The sequence below is a fragment of the Rhodococcus sp. UNC363MFTsu5.1 genome (assembly GCF_000686785.1).
GTDB classification, from domain to species: domain Bacteria; phylum Actinomycetota; class Actinomycetes; order Mycobacteriales; family Mycobacteriaceae; genus Rhodococcus_G; species Rhodococcus_G maanshanensis.
Map to the genome: position 1 here is coordinate 459,182 of NZ_JMLO01000001.1, position 15,060 is coordinate 474,241.

Annotated in this window: 16 protein-coding genes; 7 read left to right on the plus strand and 9 right to left on the minus strand. The window is 69.6% G+C overall.

What is annotated here, in order from left to right; translation table 11 throughout:
- A complete protein-coding gene (locus tag BR31_RS0102175) occupies positions 1-267 on the minus strand; it encodes a hypothetical protein (RefSeq protein WP_027499510.1) in 267 nt (88 codons plus the stop codon).
- Positions 268-284: 17 nt separating this feature from the next.
- Here BR31_RS0102175 and BR31_RS0102180 point away from each other — a divergent pair, with 17 nt between their 5' ends.
- A complete protein-coding gene (locus BR31_RS0102180; RefSeq protein WP_027499511.1) occupies positions 285-983 on the plus strand; it encodes a hypothetical protein in 699 nt (232 codons plus the stop codon).
- A 22-nt stretch (positions 984-1,005) separates the two neighbouring features.
- On the opposite strand, the gene BR31_RS0102185 is transcribed toward BR31_RS0102180, so the two are convergent.
- Entirely contained in the window at positions 1,006-1,587 is a 582-nt protein-coding gene (locus BR31_RS0102185) for a dihydrofolate reductase family protein (protein ID WP_027499512.1), read from the minus strand.
- 69 nt (positions 1,588-1,656) lie between these two features.
- Here BR31_RS0102185 and BR31_RS0102190 point away from each other — a divergent pair, with 69 nt between their 5' ends.
- A complete protein-coding gene (locus BR31_RS0102190; RefSeq protein WP_027499513.1) occupies positions 1,657-2,229 on the plus strand; it encodes a TetR/AcrR family transcriptional regulator in 573 nt (190 codons plus the stop codon).
- Between the two features lie 9 nt (positions 2,230-2,238).
- Here the strand turns inward: BR31_RS0102190 and BR31_RS0102195 are convergent, their stop codons facing one another.
- Positions 2,239-2,913, minus strand: a complete 675-nt coding sequence (locus tag BR31_RS0102195; protein WP_027499514.1) for a PhzF family phenazine biosynthesis protein — start codon at positions 2,911-2,913, stop codon at positions 2,239-2,241.
- Between the two features lie 124 nt (positions 2,914-3,037).
- Between BR31_RS0102195 and BR31_RS0102200 the strand changes: the two genes are divergently transcribed.
- Positions 3,038-3,979 (plus strand): LysR substrate-binding domain-containing protein, encoded by a 942-nt coding sequence (locus BR31_RS0102200; RefSeq protein ID WP_027499515.1) that lies wholly within the window; start codon positions 3,038-3,040, stop codon positions 3,977-3,979.
- Here BR31_RS0102200 and BR31_RS27220 read toward each other — a convergent pair.
- The 3 genes from BR31_RS27220 to BR31_RS30895 all read right to left on the minus strand — a co-directional run bounded on the left by BR31_RS27220 (position 3,954) and on the right by BR31_RS30895 (position 5,706).
- The gene (locus BR31_RS27220; protein WP_051636885.1) at positions 3,954-5,192 is read right to left on the minus strand and encodes a fatty acid desaturase family protein; all 1,239 of its coding nucleotides are present in this window, start codon (positions 5,190-5,192) and stop codon (positions 3,954-3,956) included. The genes BR31_RS0102200 and BR31_RS27220 overlap by 26 nt on opposite strands.
- Before the next feature lie 65 nt (positions 5,193-5,257).
- On the minus strand, positions 5,258-5,413 hold the full coding sequence (locus BR31_RS31355; RefSeq protein ID WP_156042334.1) for a DUF6131 family protein: 156 nt from the start codon (positions 5,411-5,413) through the stop codon (positions 5,258-5,260).
- Between the two features lie 119 nt (positions 5,414-5,532).
- Positions 5,533-5,706: a CsbD family protein gene (locus BR31_RS30895; protein ID WP_027499516.1), complete on the minus strand. Its 174-nt coding sequence runs from the start codon at positions 5,704-5,706 to the stop codon at positions 5,533-5,535.
- A gap of 354 nt (positions 5,707-6,060) precedes the next feature.
- Here BR31_RS30895 and BR31_RS0102220 point away from each other — a divergent pair, with 354 nt between their 5' ends.
- From BR31_RS0102220 to BR31_RS0102230, 3 genes are all read left to right on the plus strand, one after another.
- Positions 6,061-6,345 carry a DUF1490 family protein gene (locus BR31_RS0102220; protein ID WP_027499517.1) on the plus strand — a complete coding sequence of 95 codons (285 nt, stop codon included), beginning with the start codon at positions 6,061-6,063 and terminating at the stop codon, positions 6,343-6,345.
- Positions 6,346-6,351: 6 nt separating this feature from the next.
- Complete coding sequence (locus tag BR31_RS0102225; RefSeq protein WP_051636886.1) at positions 6,352-8,535, plus strand: heavy metal translocating P-type ATPase; 2,184 nt, start codon at positions 6,352-6,354, stop codon at positions 8,533-8,535.
- Positions 8,536-8,646: 111 nt separating this feature from the next.
- Positions 8,647-9,825 (plus strand): acetyl-CoA C-acyltransferase, encoded by a 1,179-nt coding sequence (locus BR31_RS0102230; protein ID WP_027499519.1) that lies wholly within the window; start codon positions 8,647-8,649, stop codon positions 9,823-9,825.
- 62 nt (positions 9,826-9,887) lie between these two features.
- Here the strand turns inward: BR31_RS0102230 and BR31_RS0102235 are convergent, their stop codons facing one another.
- On the minus strand, positions 9,888-10,625 hold the full coding sequence (locus tag BR31_RS0102235) for a LysR substrate-binding domain-containing protein (protein WP_027499520.1): 738 nt from the start codon (positions 10,623-10,625) through the stop codon (positions 9,888-9,890).
- A 54-nt stretch (positions 10,626-10,679) separates the two neighbouring features.
- Here BR31_RS0102235 and BR31_RS0102240 point away from each other — a divergent pair, with 54 nt between their 5' ends.
- The gene (locus BR31_RS0102240) at positions 10,680-11,117 is read left to right on the plus strand and encodes a DUF5997 family protein (protein ID WP_027499521.1); all 438 of its coding nucleotides are present in this window, start codon (positions 10,680-10,682) and stop codon (positions 11,115-11,117) included.
- Here the strand turns inward: BR31_RS0102240 and BR31_RS0102245 are convergent.
- Together BR31_RS0102245 and BR31_RS0102250 are read right to left on the minus strand one after the other, a co-directional pair.
- Entirely contained in the window at positions 11,114-12,553 is a 1,440-nt protein-coding gene (locus tag BR31_RS0102245) for an amidohydrolase (RefSeq protein WP_027499522.1), read from the minus strand. The two genes, BR31_RS0102240 and BR31_RS0102245, sit on opposite strands and share 4 nt — an antisense overlap.
- Positions 12,550-15,054, minus strand: a complete 2,505-nt coding sequence (locus BR31_RS0102250) for a DEAD/DEAH box helicase (RefSeq protein ID WP_027499523.1) — start codon at positions 15,052-15,054, stop codon at positions 12,550-12,552. Before BR31_RS0102250 ends, BR31_RS0102245 begins: the two co-directional genes overlap by 4 nt.
- Positions 15,055-15,060: the final 6 nt, after the last annotated feature.

The following is a 15,060-nucleotide window of genomic DNA, read 5'->3' on the forward strand; positions in this document are numbered from 1 at the left end:
TCATTTCCCTCCTCGTCGGGGACCTCGCCGGAAGAGGCTCGACACACGCTCGCGCAGAGTCGGTTTCACCTCGATCAGATCCACTCGCGGGAGGTCGGCCACGGCGGTGGCCTGCGCGAAGCGGGCGTGCAGCTGGGATCGGACCTCGTCGGGGGTGTAGGCGCGGCGCTTGCGTTCGGCGCGCGCGGCGAGCGCCCCCGTGGCGGCGACACCGACGACGCCCGCGAGTCCGACGAGCTTCCACACGTGTCTGCCGTCCATGCGCATCGCTCTAGGCTAGGTGCATGAGTCGCCGGATGCACGAATCGCAGGTGAGCCTCGACGAGGCCGTGGATGCCACCCGAACCGGGGACATCTGGATCTTCCGCGGCCACTCGGGCGCCGATCGGGCGATCCAGACGCTGACCAACAGTCCGGTCAACCACGTCGGGATGTCGGTGGTCCTCGACGACATGCCGCCGCTGATGTGGCACGCGGAACTCGGACATTCCTTGCAGGACATGTGGACCGGGCGGTTCCAGCGCGGGGTGCAACTGCACGATCTGCGGCAGGCCGTCCAGGTGTGGGGTGCGAAGTACGGGCAGCGCGGCTGGTTGCGGCAGATCGAGGAGCCGGTCACCCGCGAGCAGGAGGATGCGCTGATGCGCACGATCGCGCGGCTCGACGGCACGCCGTTCCCGTCCACGGCGAAACTGGTCACGCGCTGGTTCGGTGGCCGGCTACCGTCGCTACGGCGCCGTTCGACCCAGGATTCCGCGGAGGCATCGGCCGGCCTCGAGAGCGCGTACTGCGCCGAGGTGGTCGCGCAGACCTACGAGTCGATGGGGCTGCTCACCGAGCGCCGCAAGACGAATTGGTATGACCCGGGCCGATTCTGGAGTGGCGACCGGCTGCCGCTCTCGCCAGGGGTGACGCTGGGCGGCGAGATCGAGGTGCTGCTCAGCGCGGCCGATCTGGCGGCGGGCCGGTCGCCGCAGGGCTGATGGCGGCCGGCCCCGCGTCAGGTCAGGCCGCCGGGGTCCGGGACAACCAGGTGACCGAGGCGCCGTTGTCGAAGGACTCGGTGCGTGTCGGGGTGAACTGTGTCGGCAGGAACGGCCCGTCGAACGCCGGGATACCGGTCCCCGCGACCACGGGATAGCGCTTGATGATCAGCTCGTCGATCTCGGGTAGGAGCGTGCCCGCCAGCTTTCCGCCGCCCGTGAGCCAGATGTCCATTCCCTCCTGGGCTTTGAGTTCGCGGACCAGGTCGAGCGGGTCGCCGGCGACCAGGTCGACCGCCGGGTCGGCGATCTCGCCGAGGGTGGTGGAGACGACGTACTGCCGCAGGTGGGCGTAGGGGCTGGTGATACCGACGGCGAGGGCAGGCTCGTAGGTGCCGCGGCCCATCACCGCCGTGTCGAACGCCAGGTTGGCGGCGCCCTCCAGTCCCACGTGCGGGCGGACGTGCGTCGGGATGGTGTCCGGGTACCGCTCGTTCATCCAGGTCGCCATCGCGTCCGAGATCGGATAGAAGTCCCACTCGCCGCCCGGGCCTGCGATGTAACCGTCGAGCGAGATACCCACGTAGTAGACAAGCTTTCGCATGTACTGCTCCGTCCGTAGTACTCTAATTGAAGTGGTTTGAACGTAGTACTACGGATGGAGTGGTGTCAAGTGCGGAGCAATCCGGAGAGGCGGGCGGCGTTGGTCGACGCCGCGATCGAGGTCCTGGCCGAACTGGGTGCGCGCGGGCTCACCTTCCGGGCCGTCGATTCGCGGGCGGGGGTGCCGCCGGGCACGGCGTCGAACTACTTCGCCAACCGCGACGACCTGCTGGCGCAGGCGGGTGGCCGGTTCTACGAGCGGCTGACCCCCGATGGCGAGTCGTTGGCGCAGAGCCTCGGTGGTCCGCGGGACCGTGATCGGCTGGTCGAGCTGATGCGCGAGGTCGTCGGCCGGATCACCGAGTTCCGCACGGGCTTCCTCGCCCTGCTCGAGCTCAGGCTCGAGGCGACCCGGCGGCCGGAGTTGCGTGCGGTGCTGACCGAACGGATAAGGGCCGACCTGGACTTCAATGTCACCAATCACCTGCAGGCGGGCATGCCCGGCGATGCCACCACGGTCCGTCTGCTCTACCTCGCGCTGAACTGGCTGATCGTCGATCAGCTGACGCTGCCGGACCTGTTCTCCGAGAGTGAGATCGACGAACTCATCGAGGCGGCGGTCGATCGCGCGCTGTCCGGCTAGCGAGTCCGTCTACACCCGCAGCGTCCGGTCGGGACGCACGCGACCGCCGACGTCCACCCAGCCGTCGTGCGAGTAGACGGTGTAGATGTGCGAGCCGCGGCCCTGGGTGATGTGCAGGCTGCGGCGCAGGTGCTCGGTGATCCGGACCGCGGCCGCGCCGGTGGCCTCGTCCTCCGGTATCCCCATGAGCGGTGCGAACATTCGGGATCTGATCGCGCCCTCGCCTGCCCAGGCCCAGACGTAGTGGTGCCCGGAGTCGAAGGAGTCGGCCCTTGTGGAGACCACCGCCGCGGAGTCGGGCTTCGGGTGCAGGGTGAACTCGGGCGCCCAGTCTGGTTTGGCTCGCACCCAGGTCATCCCGCGGTCGACGTACGTCGTGACCGGTCCCGCCGGGACCTCGAGGGCGTCGACGGCCGACCCCCGTTCGCGCAGCCACCAGGACAGGCCGACCGTCGGGTGCCCGGCGAAGGGCAGTTCGGTGGCCGGGGTGAAGATCTGCGCCCGTGCGATCGTGGCGCCCGGGCGGGGGAGCTCGACGAAAACCGTCTCGCTGAACCCGAGTTCGGCGGCCAGTCCCTGCCTGCGTTCCGCCGGCACCAGCGATGCGTCCACGACACCCAATGCGTTGCCGTGGGTGCCGTCCGCATCGGTGAATACCCTGATGACGTCCACCTCGATACTCATCGTTAAACGATACCGCCGGTAACGACCGAAGGTGCCTTTTGCGCGGGTCGATCGCGCAAAGACGCCTTCGGATGCCGGAAACTATTCGAAGGCAAAGACGATATATGTCGCTACACTGATAGGCATGGCTGATCAGACCTACCAACCCACATTGTCTCAGCTGCGCGCCTTCGTCGCGGTGGCCGAGTACCGCCACTTCGGCACCGCGGCAGCGCGATTGAATGTGAGCCAGCCCACGTTGTCGCAGGCCCTGGCGGCGCTGGAGAACGGCCTCGGGGTTCAGCTGATCGAGCGCAGCACCAGGCGGGTGCTGGTGACAGATGCGGGCACCCAGCTGCTGGCGCAGGCGAAGATGATCCTCGAGGCCGCGGACGGGTTCGTCGCCACCGCGGCGGGGGTGGGGGACCGGCTCGGCGGCCCGCTCCGCATGGGTCTGATCCCGACCGTCGCGCCGTACGTGCTGCCCGCACTGCTGCCTGCGATGCGCGCGGAGCTGCCCGCCGTCGTGCCCCAGGTGATCGAGGACCAGACCGCGCGATTGTTGGACTCGCTGCGCGCGGGCGTGCTGGACGTCGCGGTGCTGGCGCTCCCGTCGGATGCGACCGGGTTGGTGGAGATCCCTCTCTACACAGAGGATTTCGTGTTGATTTTACCCGGTGACCACGAGCTGGCCGGACGGGCCGACCTGTCGCTGCAGGTGCTCGACGACCTGCCGTTGCTGCTGCTCGACGAGGGGCACTGCCTGCGCGACCAGACGCTGGACCTGTGCCGCTCGGTGGACGCGCACCCGTCCTCAGGGGACACGAGGGCGACCTCGCTCGCGACCGTGGTGCAGTGCGTCGCCGGCGGCCTCGGGGTGACCCTGGTGCCGGATTCGGCGGTCCCGGTGGAGACCCGCCGCGGCGACCTCGCCACCGCCCGGTTCGCGAGCCCGGCGCCGGGCCGCACGATCGGCCTCGTGTTCCGCTCCTCCAGTGGGCGTGCCGACGGTTATCGCAGGCTCGCCGATGTGGTGCGGTCGGTCGCGCCGGGAGTCGCGGTCAGCCAGGGCGATCGCCCCGTGTGAACGGGTGGATCCCGCGAGGGGTGACCTGCCGGGTCCGCAGTGCGGTCCGGAGGCCGATTCCGGCGTCCCCGATCGGCTGGTCACCGGCTGGACGGAACTTGAGCTCGGAGGCGGTTTCCGGTGCGTCGTCCGAGGTTGCGATGAGAAACCGATCGGGTAACGCCAGCTTGTGAACGGTGCGGAGCACCAAAAAGTACTGTTTCGCAAGGGAGCCGGTGGTGTAGGGCAGGTCGTACTTCTCGCATACGGCGCGAACCTTCGTCGCGATCTCCGCGTAGCGGTTGCTGGGGAGGTCGGGGAACAGGTGGTGCTCGATCTGGTAGCAGAGGTTGCCGCTCATGAAGGCCAGCACTTTGCCTGCGCGGAAGTTGGCTGAGCCGAGCATCTGGCGCAGGTACCATTCCGCCCGGTTCTCGTGCTCGAGTTCCGCCTGGGTGAACTTCTCCGCGCCGTCGGGGAAATGACCGCAGAAGATGACAACGTACGCCCAGCCGTTTCGTAGCGCGTTCGCGACGATGTTCGCCTTGAGGGTTTGTCGCCAGCGGGGGCCGCTCATTGCGGGAAACAGCAGGTAATCCTTGCCCGTCTGTCGTGCGATCTTCCCGATCAGGGATCGCCTGTGGGCGATTCTCTCGGCGTCACTGTTGGCACGGGCCGTTTCGGAGTGCAGCCCGTGTAACGCGATGCCCCATTCGAATGTGGCTGCCAGCAGCAGGTTTCGCAGCGGTTGGAGCAGATGATTCGGTCGCCACGGCTGATCGCGGGTGATGCGGATGACGCCGAATCCGAGATCGTCGTCCATGCCGACGACATTGTTGAACACGTGGTGGCGATAGTTGTGGGAGTACCGCCACTGTGACGAGAGGCCGACCATGTCCCATTCCCAGTTGGCTGAGTGGATCTCGGGGTCGTTCATCCAATCCCACTGGCCGTGGGAGACGTTGTGCCCGATCTCCATGTTCTCGATGCTCTTCGCCGCGGCGAGTGCGGCCGCGCCGAGCAGCCAGCCCGCTCGTGTCCGGCTGCCGAAGATCAGTAGCCGGGCGGCGGTATCGAGGACGCGTTGGAACGCGATCGTGCGGCGGATGTACGCAGCATCCGCCGCACCGAGTGAAGCGGTGATCTCGCGGCGGATGCTGTCGAGTTCGTCGCGCAGTGCCTCGATTTCGGAGCTACCGAGGTGCGCATACTCTTTGATCTCGGAGATCGCCATGAGTGTTCTCCAGGGCCTACACCGAACCTGTTGGCTAGCCCCGCCCGTTGCGTGCCGGGACTGGATCAATAATAGTGGCGTCGCCCGCCGACCGCATGGCCCGTCGAGCCCACAACCATGAGCACGATACCGACGACGAGCAGGATGACCCCGAGATACAGCAGCACTGGGATCGAGAGTAGCCATCCGGCGATGGCGAGGATGATTCCGAGGATGATCATGGCGGTGCTTCTTCTTCCTCCGGTGTTCGGCCGACGGGGCCGATGCCACCAGAAAATCGGTGGGGATGGACGCTGACTGGTGAGGTGAACGCCCGCCAGGCGTCATCGAATGGGGCAGGTCAGTCCTTGAAGGCGTCTTTGACCTTCTCGCCGGCCTGCTTCAGGTTGCCTTTGGCCTGGTCCTTGTGACCCTCGGCCTCGGTGTGCTTGTCTCCGGTCGCTTCTCCGACCTTCTCCTTGGCCTTGCCGGCCAACTCCTCGGCCTTGTTCTTCGCCTTGTCCACTGCGCCCATGATGTCTCCTTAGAGTTGGTTGCCCGACCGCTGGTTCGCGGGCGGTCGACGATCATTTCCATTCACTGATTGCGCATACCCGCTCGGACGCAAGCGCAAACGTGGGCGACGGTGGATGCTCCTGGCCTCGGGCCCGCGCGTTCAGGCGCTCCCCTCCGGATCCGGTGGTCGGTCGGGGGTGCCGTCGCCAGTTGTCCTTCCCGACCTGCGGGGATTCCGGCGTGGCCGGGCGGTGGCCGTCGCGTGCGCCGAGGCAATGCGGAGACGCCGTCCGCGGGTTCCCGATAGGGCTCCACGATCGCGTGTCGGTGCGTCACAATGGACACACGTGCCGCACCAGCGGGAGGAACGACGATGCCTCTGCACGGACTGATCATCAAGGCCGCCTCGACGGTGGTCACCGGGGCCGTTGGTGTCGCCGCCTACAACGGGGCGCGGCGGATCGTCGCGAGGGCGCCGCTGCGGGAGGCCGCCGTGACGGCCACGGAGTGGGGCCTGCGCGGTGCCCGCAAGGCAGAGGAGGGCGCCGAGTCCGCCCGCCTCAAAATGGCCGACGTGATGGCCGAGGCGCGCGAGCGGCTCGGCGAAGAGGTGTCGCCGCCGGGGGTTGCCGACGCGGGCCACGGACACGCGCACTAGGCCGAGATGTCCGCGGAACCGGCGGTGCTGCATCAGGTTCCGGCCGCGGTCGGAGACCTGACCGTCCTCTCCGACGCGGGCGGGCGGGTGCGGATGCACGCGCCGTGGCTGCGGGGTAGCCGACCAAGGGCGGTCGCCGTCGAGGACGCCGTCGGCGCTCTGACCGGGGTGCGGGCGGTGCACGCCTATCCGCGCACCGCCTCGATCGTCATCTGGTACTCGCCGCGCACCGCCGACCGGGACGGATTCGCGACGGCCATCCGCGACAGCAGGCTCATACCCGAGGCCCTGGTGCCGGATCGGGCACCCACCTCAGCGGACATCGGCAACGCGGACGTCCTGCGGATGGCGGTGGGCGGGGTGGCGCTCGTGCTGCTCGGTTTCCGCCGGTACGCACTCGGACGACCCGCGCTCCTCGGACCCACCGGACGTGCAGTGGCCACAGGGGCGACGGTGTTCACGGGATACCCGTTCCTGCGCGGAGCGGTGCGGGCGCTGCGCGGCAGCCGGGCGCCAGGCACCGACGCGCTGGTCTCGGCGGCCACCGTCGCCAGCCTCGTGCTCCGCGAGAACGTCGTCGCCCTCACCGTGCTCTGGCTTCTGAACATCGGTGAGTACCTTCAGGATCTGACCCTGCGCCGTACCCGACGAGCCATCTCGGACCTGCTCAAGGGCACCCAGGACACCGCATGGGTCCGGTCCGCCGACGGGTGCGAGATCCAGGTCGGGATCGACGCATTGGAGGTCGGCGACGAGGTGATCGTGCACGAGCACATCGCCCTCGCGGTCGACGGGATCGTGATCGAGGGCGAGGCCATCGTCGACCGATCCGCGATCACCGGCGAGACACTGCCCGCGAGCATCGTCGCAGGGGCGAGGGTGCACGCCGGGTCGGTGGTGATGCGCGGCAGGCTGGTCGTGCGCGCGGACGCGGTCGGTGACGACACCACCATCGGTCGGATCATCACGCGCGTGGAGGAGGCGCAGGAGGACCGGGCCGCGATCCAGACGGTGGGGGAGACCTTCTCGCGGCGGTTCGTCCCCGCCTCCTTTGTGCTCTCCGCGCTGACACTTGCGGCGACGCGTGATGTCCGCCGGGCGATGACCATGCTGCTGGTCGCCTGCCCGTGCGCGGTCGGGCTCGCGACGCCGACGGCGATCAGCGCGGCCATCGGCAATGGCGCCAGGCGGGGGATCCTCATCAAGGGCGGCTCGCACCTCGAGGACGCCGGCCGGGTCGACGCGTTCGTGTTCGACAAGACGGGAACGCTGACCGTCGGCAGGCCGGTGGTGACCAACATCGTCGCGTTGGCGAAGGACTGGCGACCCGAGCAGGTGCTGGCCTATGCCGCGAGTTCCGAGATCCACGCGCGGCATCCGCTGGCCGAGGCCGTGTTGCGATCGACGGCCGAACGGCACATCGAGATCCCACCGCACCAGGAGTGCGAGGTGCTCGTCGGACTGGGCATGCGCACCTGGGCGGACGGCCGGACCCTGCTGCTCGGCAGCGTGTCGCTGTTGGAATCGGAGAACGTGCGGGTCTCGAAACGGGCGGCCGACTGGGTCGGCAGGTTGCGTCGCCGGGCGGAGACCCCACTGCTGCTGGCCGTCGACGGCCGCCTGGTCGGCCTGATCAGCCTTCGCGACGAGCTGCGACCCGAAGCGCGGCCGGTACTGGACCGATTGCGGGTCACCGGGGCGCGGCGGGTGATCATGCTCACCGGCGACCATCCGGAGACGGCCGCCGCCGTCGCCACGGAGCTGGGGATCGAGGAGTGGCGGGCCGAGGTGCTTCCCGATGACAAGCTCGAGGTCGTCGAACGGCTGCGGGCGGAGGGGCACGTGGTCGCCATGGTCGGCGACGGCACCAACGACGCGCCTGCGCTCGCCGCGGCCGACATCGGGATAGCGATGGGCCTTGCCGGTACGGACGTCGCCGTCGAGACCGCCGACGTCGCGCTCGCGAGTGACGATCTGACCCGCCTGCTCGAGGTCCGCGACCTCGGGGGTCACGCGGTCCGCCTGATCCGGCAGAACTACTCGATGTCGATCGCCGTCAACGCTCTCGGGCTGCTGGTCGGGGCCGGGGGCGCGCTCTCTCCTGTGCTCGCGGCGATCTTGCACAACGCGTCGTCGGTCGCCGTGGTGGCCAACAGTTCACGCCTGATCCGCTACCGGGTCGATGGGTAGCGCGCCGGGCCCGCGCCCTCGATGAGGTGGCGGAGGCCATAGGTGGGAGGATCCTTAGGCGCGGTCAGTAGTACGCCGCGACGACAGGACTGCGGAGAAGGAGAGTTCAGCGTGAGCACCAGTGTCATCGTGGCGGGGGCCAGGACCCCGATCGGCAAGCTCTCCGGCGCCCTCGCGTCGCTGACGGCGGCGGAGCTGGGTGGGCGCGCGATCGCGGCCGCCCTCGAACGCAGCGGCCTCGGTGTCGACGGTGTCGACGCCGTGGTGATGGGCACCGTCGTGCAGGCCGGGGTCGGGCCCAACCCGGCGCGGCAGGCGGCGGTCGCGGCGGGCCTGCCGATGACGGTGCCTGCCACCACCGTGAACAACCTCTGCCTGTCCGGCCTCGAGGCGATCATGCAGGCCGATCGGCTGATCGCGACCGGCGCCGCCGACGTCGTGGTCGCGGGTGGCATGGAGTCGATGACGAACGCGCCGTACCTGGTGCGCGGTGCCAGGACCGGACTGAAGTACGGCACCACCGGCTTCGAGGACGCCCTGGACAGGGACGCGCTGGTGTGCGCGTTCGACGGCGTGTCGATGGGCGCGTCCACCGAGAGCTACCAGGCGTCGGAGAACATCAGCCGCGCCGAGCAGGACGAGTTCGCGGCCCGCTCGCACCGTCTCGCCGCCGCCGCGACCGAGTCGGGCGCGTTCGCGGCCGAGATCGCACCGGTGGAGATCGCGTCCCGCAAGGGCGCCGTCACCGTCGCCGACGACGAGGGCATCCGCGCGGGGACCACCGTGGACTCCCTCGGGAAGCTGCGTCCGGCGTTCGCGAAGGACGGCACCATCACCGCGGGTGCGTCCTCCCAGTTGTCGGACGGCGCGGCCGCAGTCATCGTCATGCGCAAGGACGTCGCCGAGGCCCGTGGCATCGAGTGGCTCGCCGAGATCAAGGCGCACGCCCTCGTCGCGGGTCCGGACACCTCCCTGCTGCACCAGCCCGCGAACGCCATCGAGGCGGCGCTGAAGCGAGACGGTGAGACCACCGTCGCCGACCTCGACCTGCTCGAGATCAACGAGGCGTTCGCCGGTGTCGCGATCGCGTCGATGCGTCAGCTCGGAGTCGACGCGGACAAGGTCAACATCCACGGCGGTGCCATCGCGGTCGGGCACCCGGTCGGCATGTCCGGCACGAGGATCGCCCTCTCCCTGGCACATTCGCTCAAGGTGCGCGGCGGCGGCAAGGGCGCGGCTGCCCTCTGTGGCGGCGGCGGCCAGGGCATCGCGATGATCCTCGAGGTGTAGGCGGCTACGCCGCCCGTGCGCGGTTGACGAGTCTGCGGACTCGGCAACCGCGCACGGGCGCGTCAGCGCTTGCCGCGCTTGCCGCCCTTGGCGTTCCGGGGAGTCGGGGTCTTGCCCGCCTTGGCGCGCGCCGCTTGTTTCGCGGCGGCCTTCTGGGAGGCGGTGCGCTTGGGGGCCGGCTCCTGGGCGTCGCGGCCGCGGGAGCTGTTGACGCTGCGACCGCGCACGATCCCGACGAACTCCTCCACCAGATCCGTCGTCGAATCCTGCGGCCAGGCCAGCGCGACCGGCGACTCCGGCGCATCGGTGACGGTGCGGTAGGTGAGGTCCTTGCGGTGGTGCAGTCGGGCCAGCGACTGCGGCAGCACCAGCACCCCGATCCCGGCCGCGACCAGCTCGATCGCGTCCGCGGTCGTGGCGGGCCGCTGGGCGGCGGGCGTCCCCGGCAGCGCCTCCCAGGCCAGCGCGTCGTCGAGCGGGTGCAGCACGATCTCGCCCTCCAGGTCCGCCGTCGACACCTCGTCGGCCGCGGTGACCACGTGGTCCTTCGGCACCACCACGACCGGGGTCTCCTCGTACAACGCGATCACGCTCAGGCCGCCCCTGTCGATCGGCAGCCGCACCAGCCCGGCATCCGCGAGGCCGTCGCGCAGCAGGGTCGGCGCGTCTGCCGCGGTGGTGACGACCAGCTCGAGCCGGATGTCGGGGTGGCGTTCGCCCCAGATGCGCACCCACTTGGACGGGGTGACGCCGGGCACATAGGCGAGCCGGAACGGGGTGGGTACAGCGGGCTCGGTCATTCCGCCAGGCTACCGGGGCGGTGACCCCGGACGGCACCTCGATAGGCTGAACCCATGAGTGCGCAGAAGACACCCCAGACGATGAAGCCGGCGACCGCCGCGAAGAAGCTGGACGTCTACCTCGAGGCCACCCCCGCCGAGTTCCGCGACGGTGTGGTGACTCGTGACGAGCTCGCCGAGCTGCGCACGAACCCGCCGCAGTGGCTGGTCGACCTGCGTGCCGAGGGCCCGCACCCGAAGTCCGTCGTCGCCGCCAGGCTCGGTGTCTCCATCGCCGGGCTGGCCCGCGGCGGCGTCGAGGAGGCGCTCACCACCGCCCAGATCGAGGCGCTGCTCGCCGATCAGCCGGACTGGCTGCAGGCCGAGCGCAAGTCACTGGTGGAGGTCCGCAAGGAGGAGAAGCGGATCAAGGAGCAGCAGGCGACCAGGCGCGAGCAGTCGAACCGCAAGGAGCGGTTCGCGAAGCCGATCCACCACCCGAACGAGGACTAGGCCGGCGGTCCGTACGTCCACCGACCGCCGACCATCGTGCCCCACACGGGCATCGAGGCGAGAGCGGCGCCGGTGGTCGGCACCTCGTCGGTGTCCAGCACCACCAGGTCCGCGAGGTCGCCGGTCCTGACTCGCGTGCGGCCGCCGGTGGACGCGGCGAGGGCCACCTCCCACGGGATCTCGTGCTCGCGGTGCCACACCCGGCCGTCCGGCAGGGTGCGGTCCACCGCCGCGGCGAGGGTCAGCCACGGGTCCAGCGGCGCCACCGGCGCATCGGATCCCAACGCCAGCCGCACACCCGCGGCGAGCAGCGTGCCGTATGGGAACGCCCGGCCGGTGCGGCCGGGCCAGTAACGCTCGGCCAGGTCCGCATCGTCGTGCACGTGTGCGGGCTGGACACTCGCGATCACACCCAGCTCGGCAAACCGCCGAAAGTCCTTCTCCGCCACCAGCTGCGCGTGCTCGACGGATCCGCGTGCGCCCGTGTCGGCGAACGCGTCGAGCACGTGCTCACAGGCCTGGTCGCCGATCGCGTGGATCGCGCACTCGAGCCCGTGACCGGTGGCGCGCGACATCAGCCCGACCAGCTCCTGTGGCGGCACCGACAGCACCCCGTGCCCGCCGCCCGGGTACGGCTGGTGGCAGTAGGCGGTCCTGGTGCCGAGCGATCCGTCCACGATCACCTTCATCGGCCCAACGGTCGCCAGCCCCCCGGTGTCCGGCACCGGGTCCCCGGTGCCGACACCGTCGGCGATCGCCTGCTCGAGCCACCGCGGCCAGATGCCGCACCGCACCCGCAGCAGGTCGGTGCCTGCGGCGATCCGCCGTGCCCACACCGTGCGGTTGTCGGCGATCTCGAAGTCCGTCACTCCGACCACCCCGCGTGCCGCCGCGGCCCGTACCGCCTCCTCGACCCGGCGATCCAGCACCGCCGCGTCCACCCGCTGCACGTCGTTCATGATCGGCATGAACTCGGTCTCGGTGAGCAGCCCGCTCGGGTGCGGCGCGAGCGAGAAGCGCCGCAGCGCAGCGGTGTTGAACCAGCCGCTGTGCAGGTCGCCGCTCAACGCGACGACCGGGCGGTCCGCGGTGGCCGTGTCCAGCAGCGCTGCGGTGGGGGAGTCCGGCCACAGGCCGTCCCGGAACCCGTGCGCGACGACGACGTCGGTGTCTGCCAACGGCAGATACTCCGCGATCAGCCGAACTGCGTGTGCGGCAGAGGTCGCGGCGGCCAGGTCGAGCGCGGCACGGGAGAGCGCCCACTGGTCGAGGTGCACGTGCGCGTCCCACAGGCCAGGAAGCATCAGCCGCCCACCGATGTCAACGGCGACCGACGCGGCGGACCCGTCGCCGCCGATCCGGTCGCCGGTGACCTCCAGAACCGTCGGTGCCTCGCCGGGCGCCACCCGGGCCCCCCGCAGCAGCGTCGTGCTCACCCCTCGACGACCTCGAACTCGTCGAAGACCACCTCGCCCGCGGCGTCGGACTCCGCCAGGTTCACCTCGCCGACCAGCGCCCAGCCGTGATCGCCCTGCGGATCGGCGATGGTCTGGCGCACCCGCCACAGCTCCGGCTCCACCTGGACCGAGAACAGTTGCGGCCCCCTGGCATCGGGGCCGGTGCCGATCTCGTCGTACTCCTCGAAGTACAGCTCCATCAGGTCGGACCAGTCCTCCGACTCCAGCCCGTCGCCGAGTTCGGCGAGTGCGTCCCAACGCTTGCGCGAGGCCAGCTCGATCCGCTTGAACATCGCGTTGCGGATCATCACCTTGAAGGCCCTGGTGTTCGCGGAAACCGGGCGCGGGATGTCGGCGCCGAACGCGATCTGCTGGTCGTCGGCCTCCACGCCAGGGTTGGTGAGCTGCTCCCACTCGTCCAGCAGCGACGAGTCGACCTGGCGGATCAGCTCGCCCAGCCACTCGGTGATGTCCTCGAGTTCCTCGGTGCGGGCGGCGTCGGGCACAGTCTGACGCAGCGCCCGGTAGGCGTCGGCGAGATAGCGCAGCACCAACCCCTCGGAACGGGCCAGCCCGTAGTGGCTGACCAACTCGGCGAACGTCATCACGTTCTCCACCATGTCCCGCACCACCGACTTGGGGGAGAGGGCGAACTCGGAGACCCAGGGGTGCCCGCCGCGGTACATCTCGAACGCGGGAAAGAGGAGTTCCTCCAGCGGTTTCGGCCAGGTGATCTCCTCGAGCAGCTCCATCCGCTCGTCGTACTCGATGCCGTCGGCCTTCATCTGCGCGACCGCCTCGCCGCGGGCATGGTGCTGCTGTCCCATCAGGATCTGGCGGGGGTCGTCCAGTGTCGACTCGATCACTGACACCACGTCGAGGGCGTAGGTCACCGACTCCTGGTCGAGCAGTTCGATCGCGGCGAGCGCGAACGGCGACAGCGGCTGGTTGAGCGCGAAATCGCGCTGCAGGTCGACCGTCAGCCGGGCCCACGACCCGTCCGGGTCCGGGGCGTCGAGTTGCTCGACGATGCCCGCCTGGAGCAGCCCACGGTACAGCGCGATCGCCCTGAGGATGTGCTTGCGCTGCTGCGGGCGGGTCTCGTGGCTGTCCTCGAGGAGGTGACGCATCGCGTCGAAGCAGTTGCCGGGGCGGGCGATCACGTTGAGCAGCATCGAGTTCGAGACCCGGAACCGCGACGTGAGCTGCTCGGGGGAGGCGGAGACGAGGCGATCGAACGTCGGCTCCCCCCACGACACGAAGCCCTCCGGCGGCTTCTTGCGCTGGATCTTCTTGAGCTTCTTCGGGTCGTCGCCCGCCCTCGCGACGAGCCGGTGGTTCTCGATCTCGTATTCCGGGGCCTGTACCACCACGGTCCCCATGGTGTCGTAGCCGGCCCGGCCCGCCCGGCCCGCGATCTGATGGAACTCGCGGGCCCGCAGGTGCCTGGTCCTGGTGCCGTCGTACTTGGTGAGGCCGGTCAGCAACACGGTCCGGATCGGCACGTTGATGCCGACGCCGAGGGTGTCGGTTCCGCAGATGACCTTGAGCAGCCCGTCCTGCGCGAGCTTCTCGATGAGCCGGCGGTACTTGGGCAGCATGCCCGCGTGGTGCACGCCGATGCCGTGCCGAACCAAGCGGGACAACGTCTTTCCGAAGCCGGTGCTGAACCGGAAGCTCCCGATCGCCTCCGCGATGGCGTCCTTCTCCTCCCGGCTGCTCATGTTGACGCTGGTCAACGCCTGCGCTCGTTCGAGCGCCGCGGCCTGGGTGAAGTGGACCACGTAGACCGGCGCCTGGTTGGTGGTTGCCAGTTCCTCGATGGTCTCGCCGATGGGGGTGCGGGCGTAGGAGAAGGACAGCGGCACCGGCCGCTGCGTGCCGCCGACCAGCGTTGTGGGGCGCCCGGTCCGGCGGGTCAGGTCCTCCTGGAAGAACGAGACGTCACCGAGCGTCGCGGACATCAGCAGGAACTGGGCGTTGGGGAGTTCGATCAGCGGGACCTGCCAGGCCCATCCGCGGTCCGGCTCGGAGTAGTAATGGAACTCGTCCATCACCACCTGGCCGATGTCGGAGTCGGCGCCCTGCCGCAGCGCCAGGTTCGCCACGATCTCCGCGGTGGCGCAGATGATCGGTGCGGCGGCGTTGACCGAGGCGTCGCCGGTCATCATGCCCACGTTCTCGGCGCCGAACACCTCGCAGAGGGCGAAGAACTTCTCGCTCACCAGCGCCTTGATCGGTGCGGTGTAGTAGGTGCGCCTGCCCTCGGCGAGCGCCGCGAAGTGGGCGCCGATCGCCACCATCGACTTGCCGGACCCTGTCGGGGTCGACAGGATGACGTTCGCGCCGGAGACGACCTCGATCAGCGACTCCTCCTGTGCCGGGTACAGGGTCAGGCCCTGTTCGGCCGTCCACCGTGAGAAGGCGTCGAAGAGCGAGTCGGCATCGGGACTCGCGGGGACCAGGTCGGAGAGCAGCACCGACCC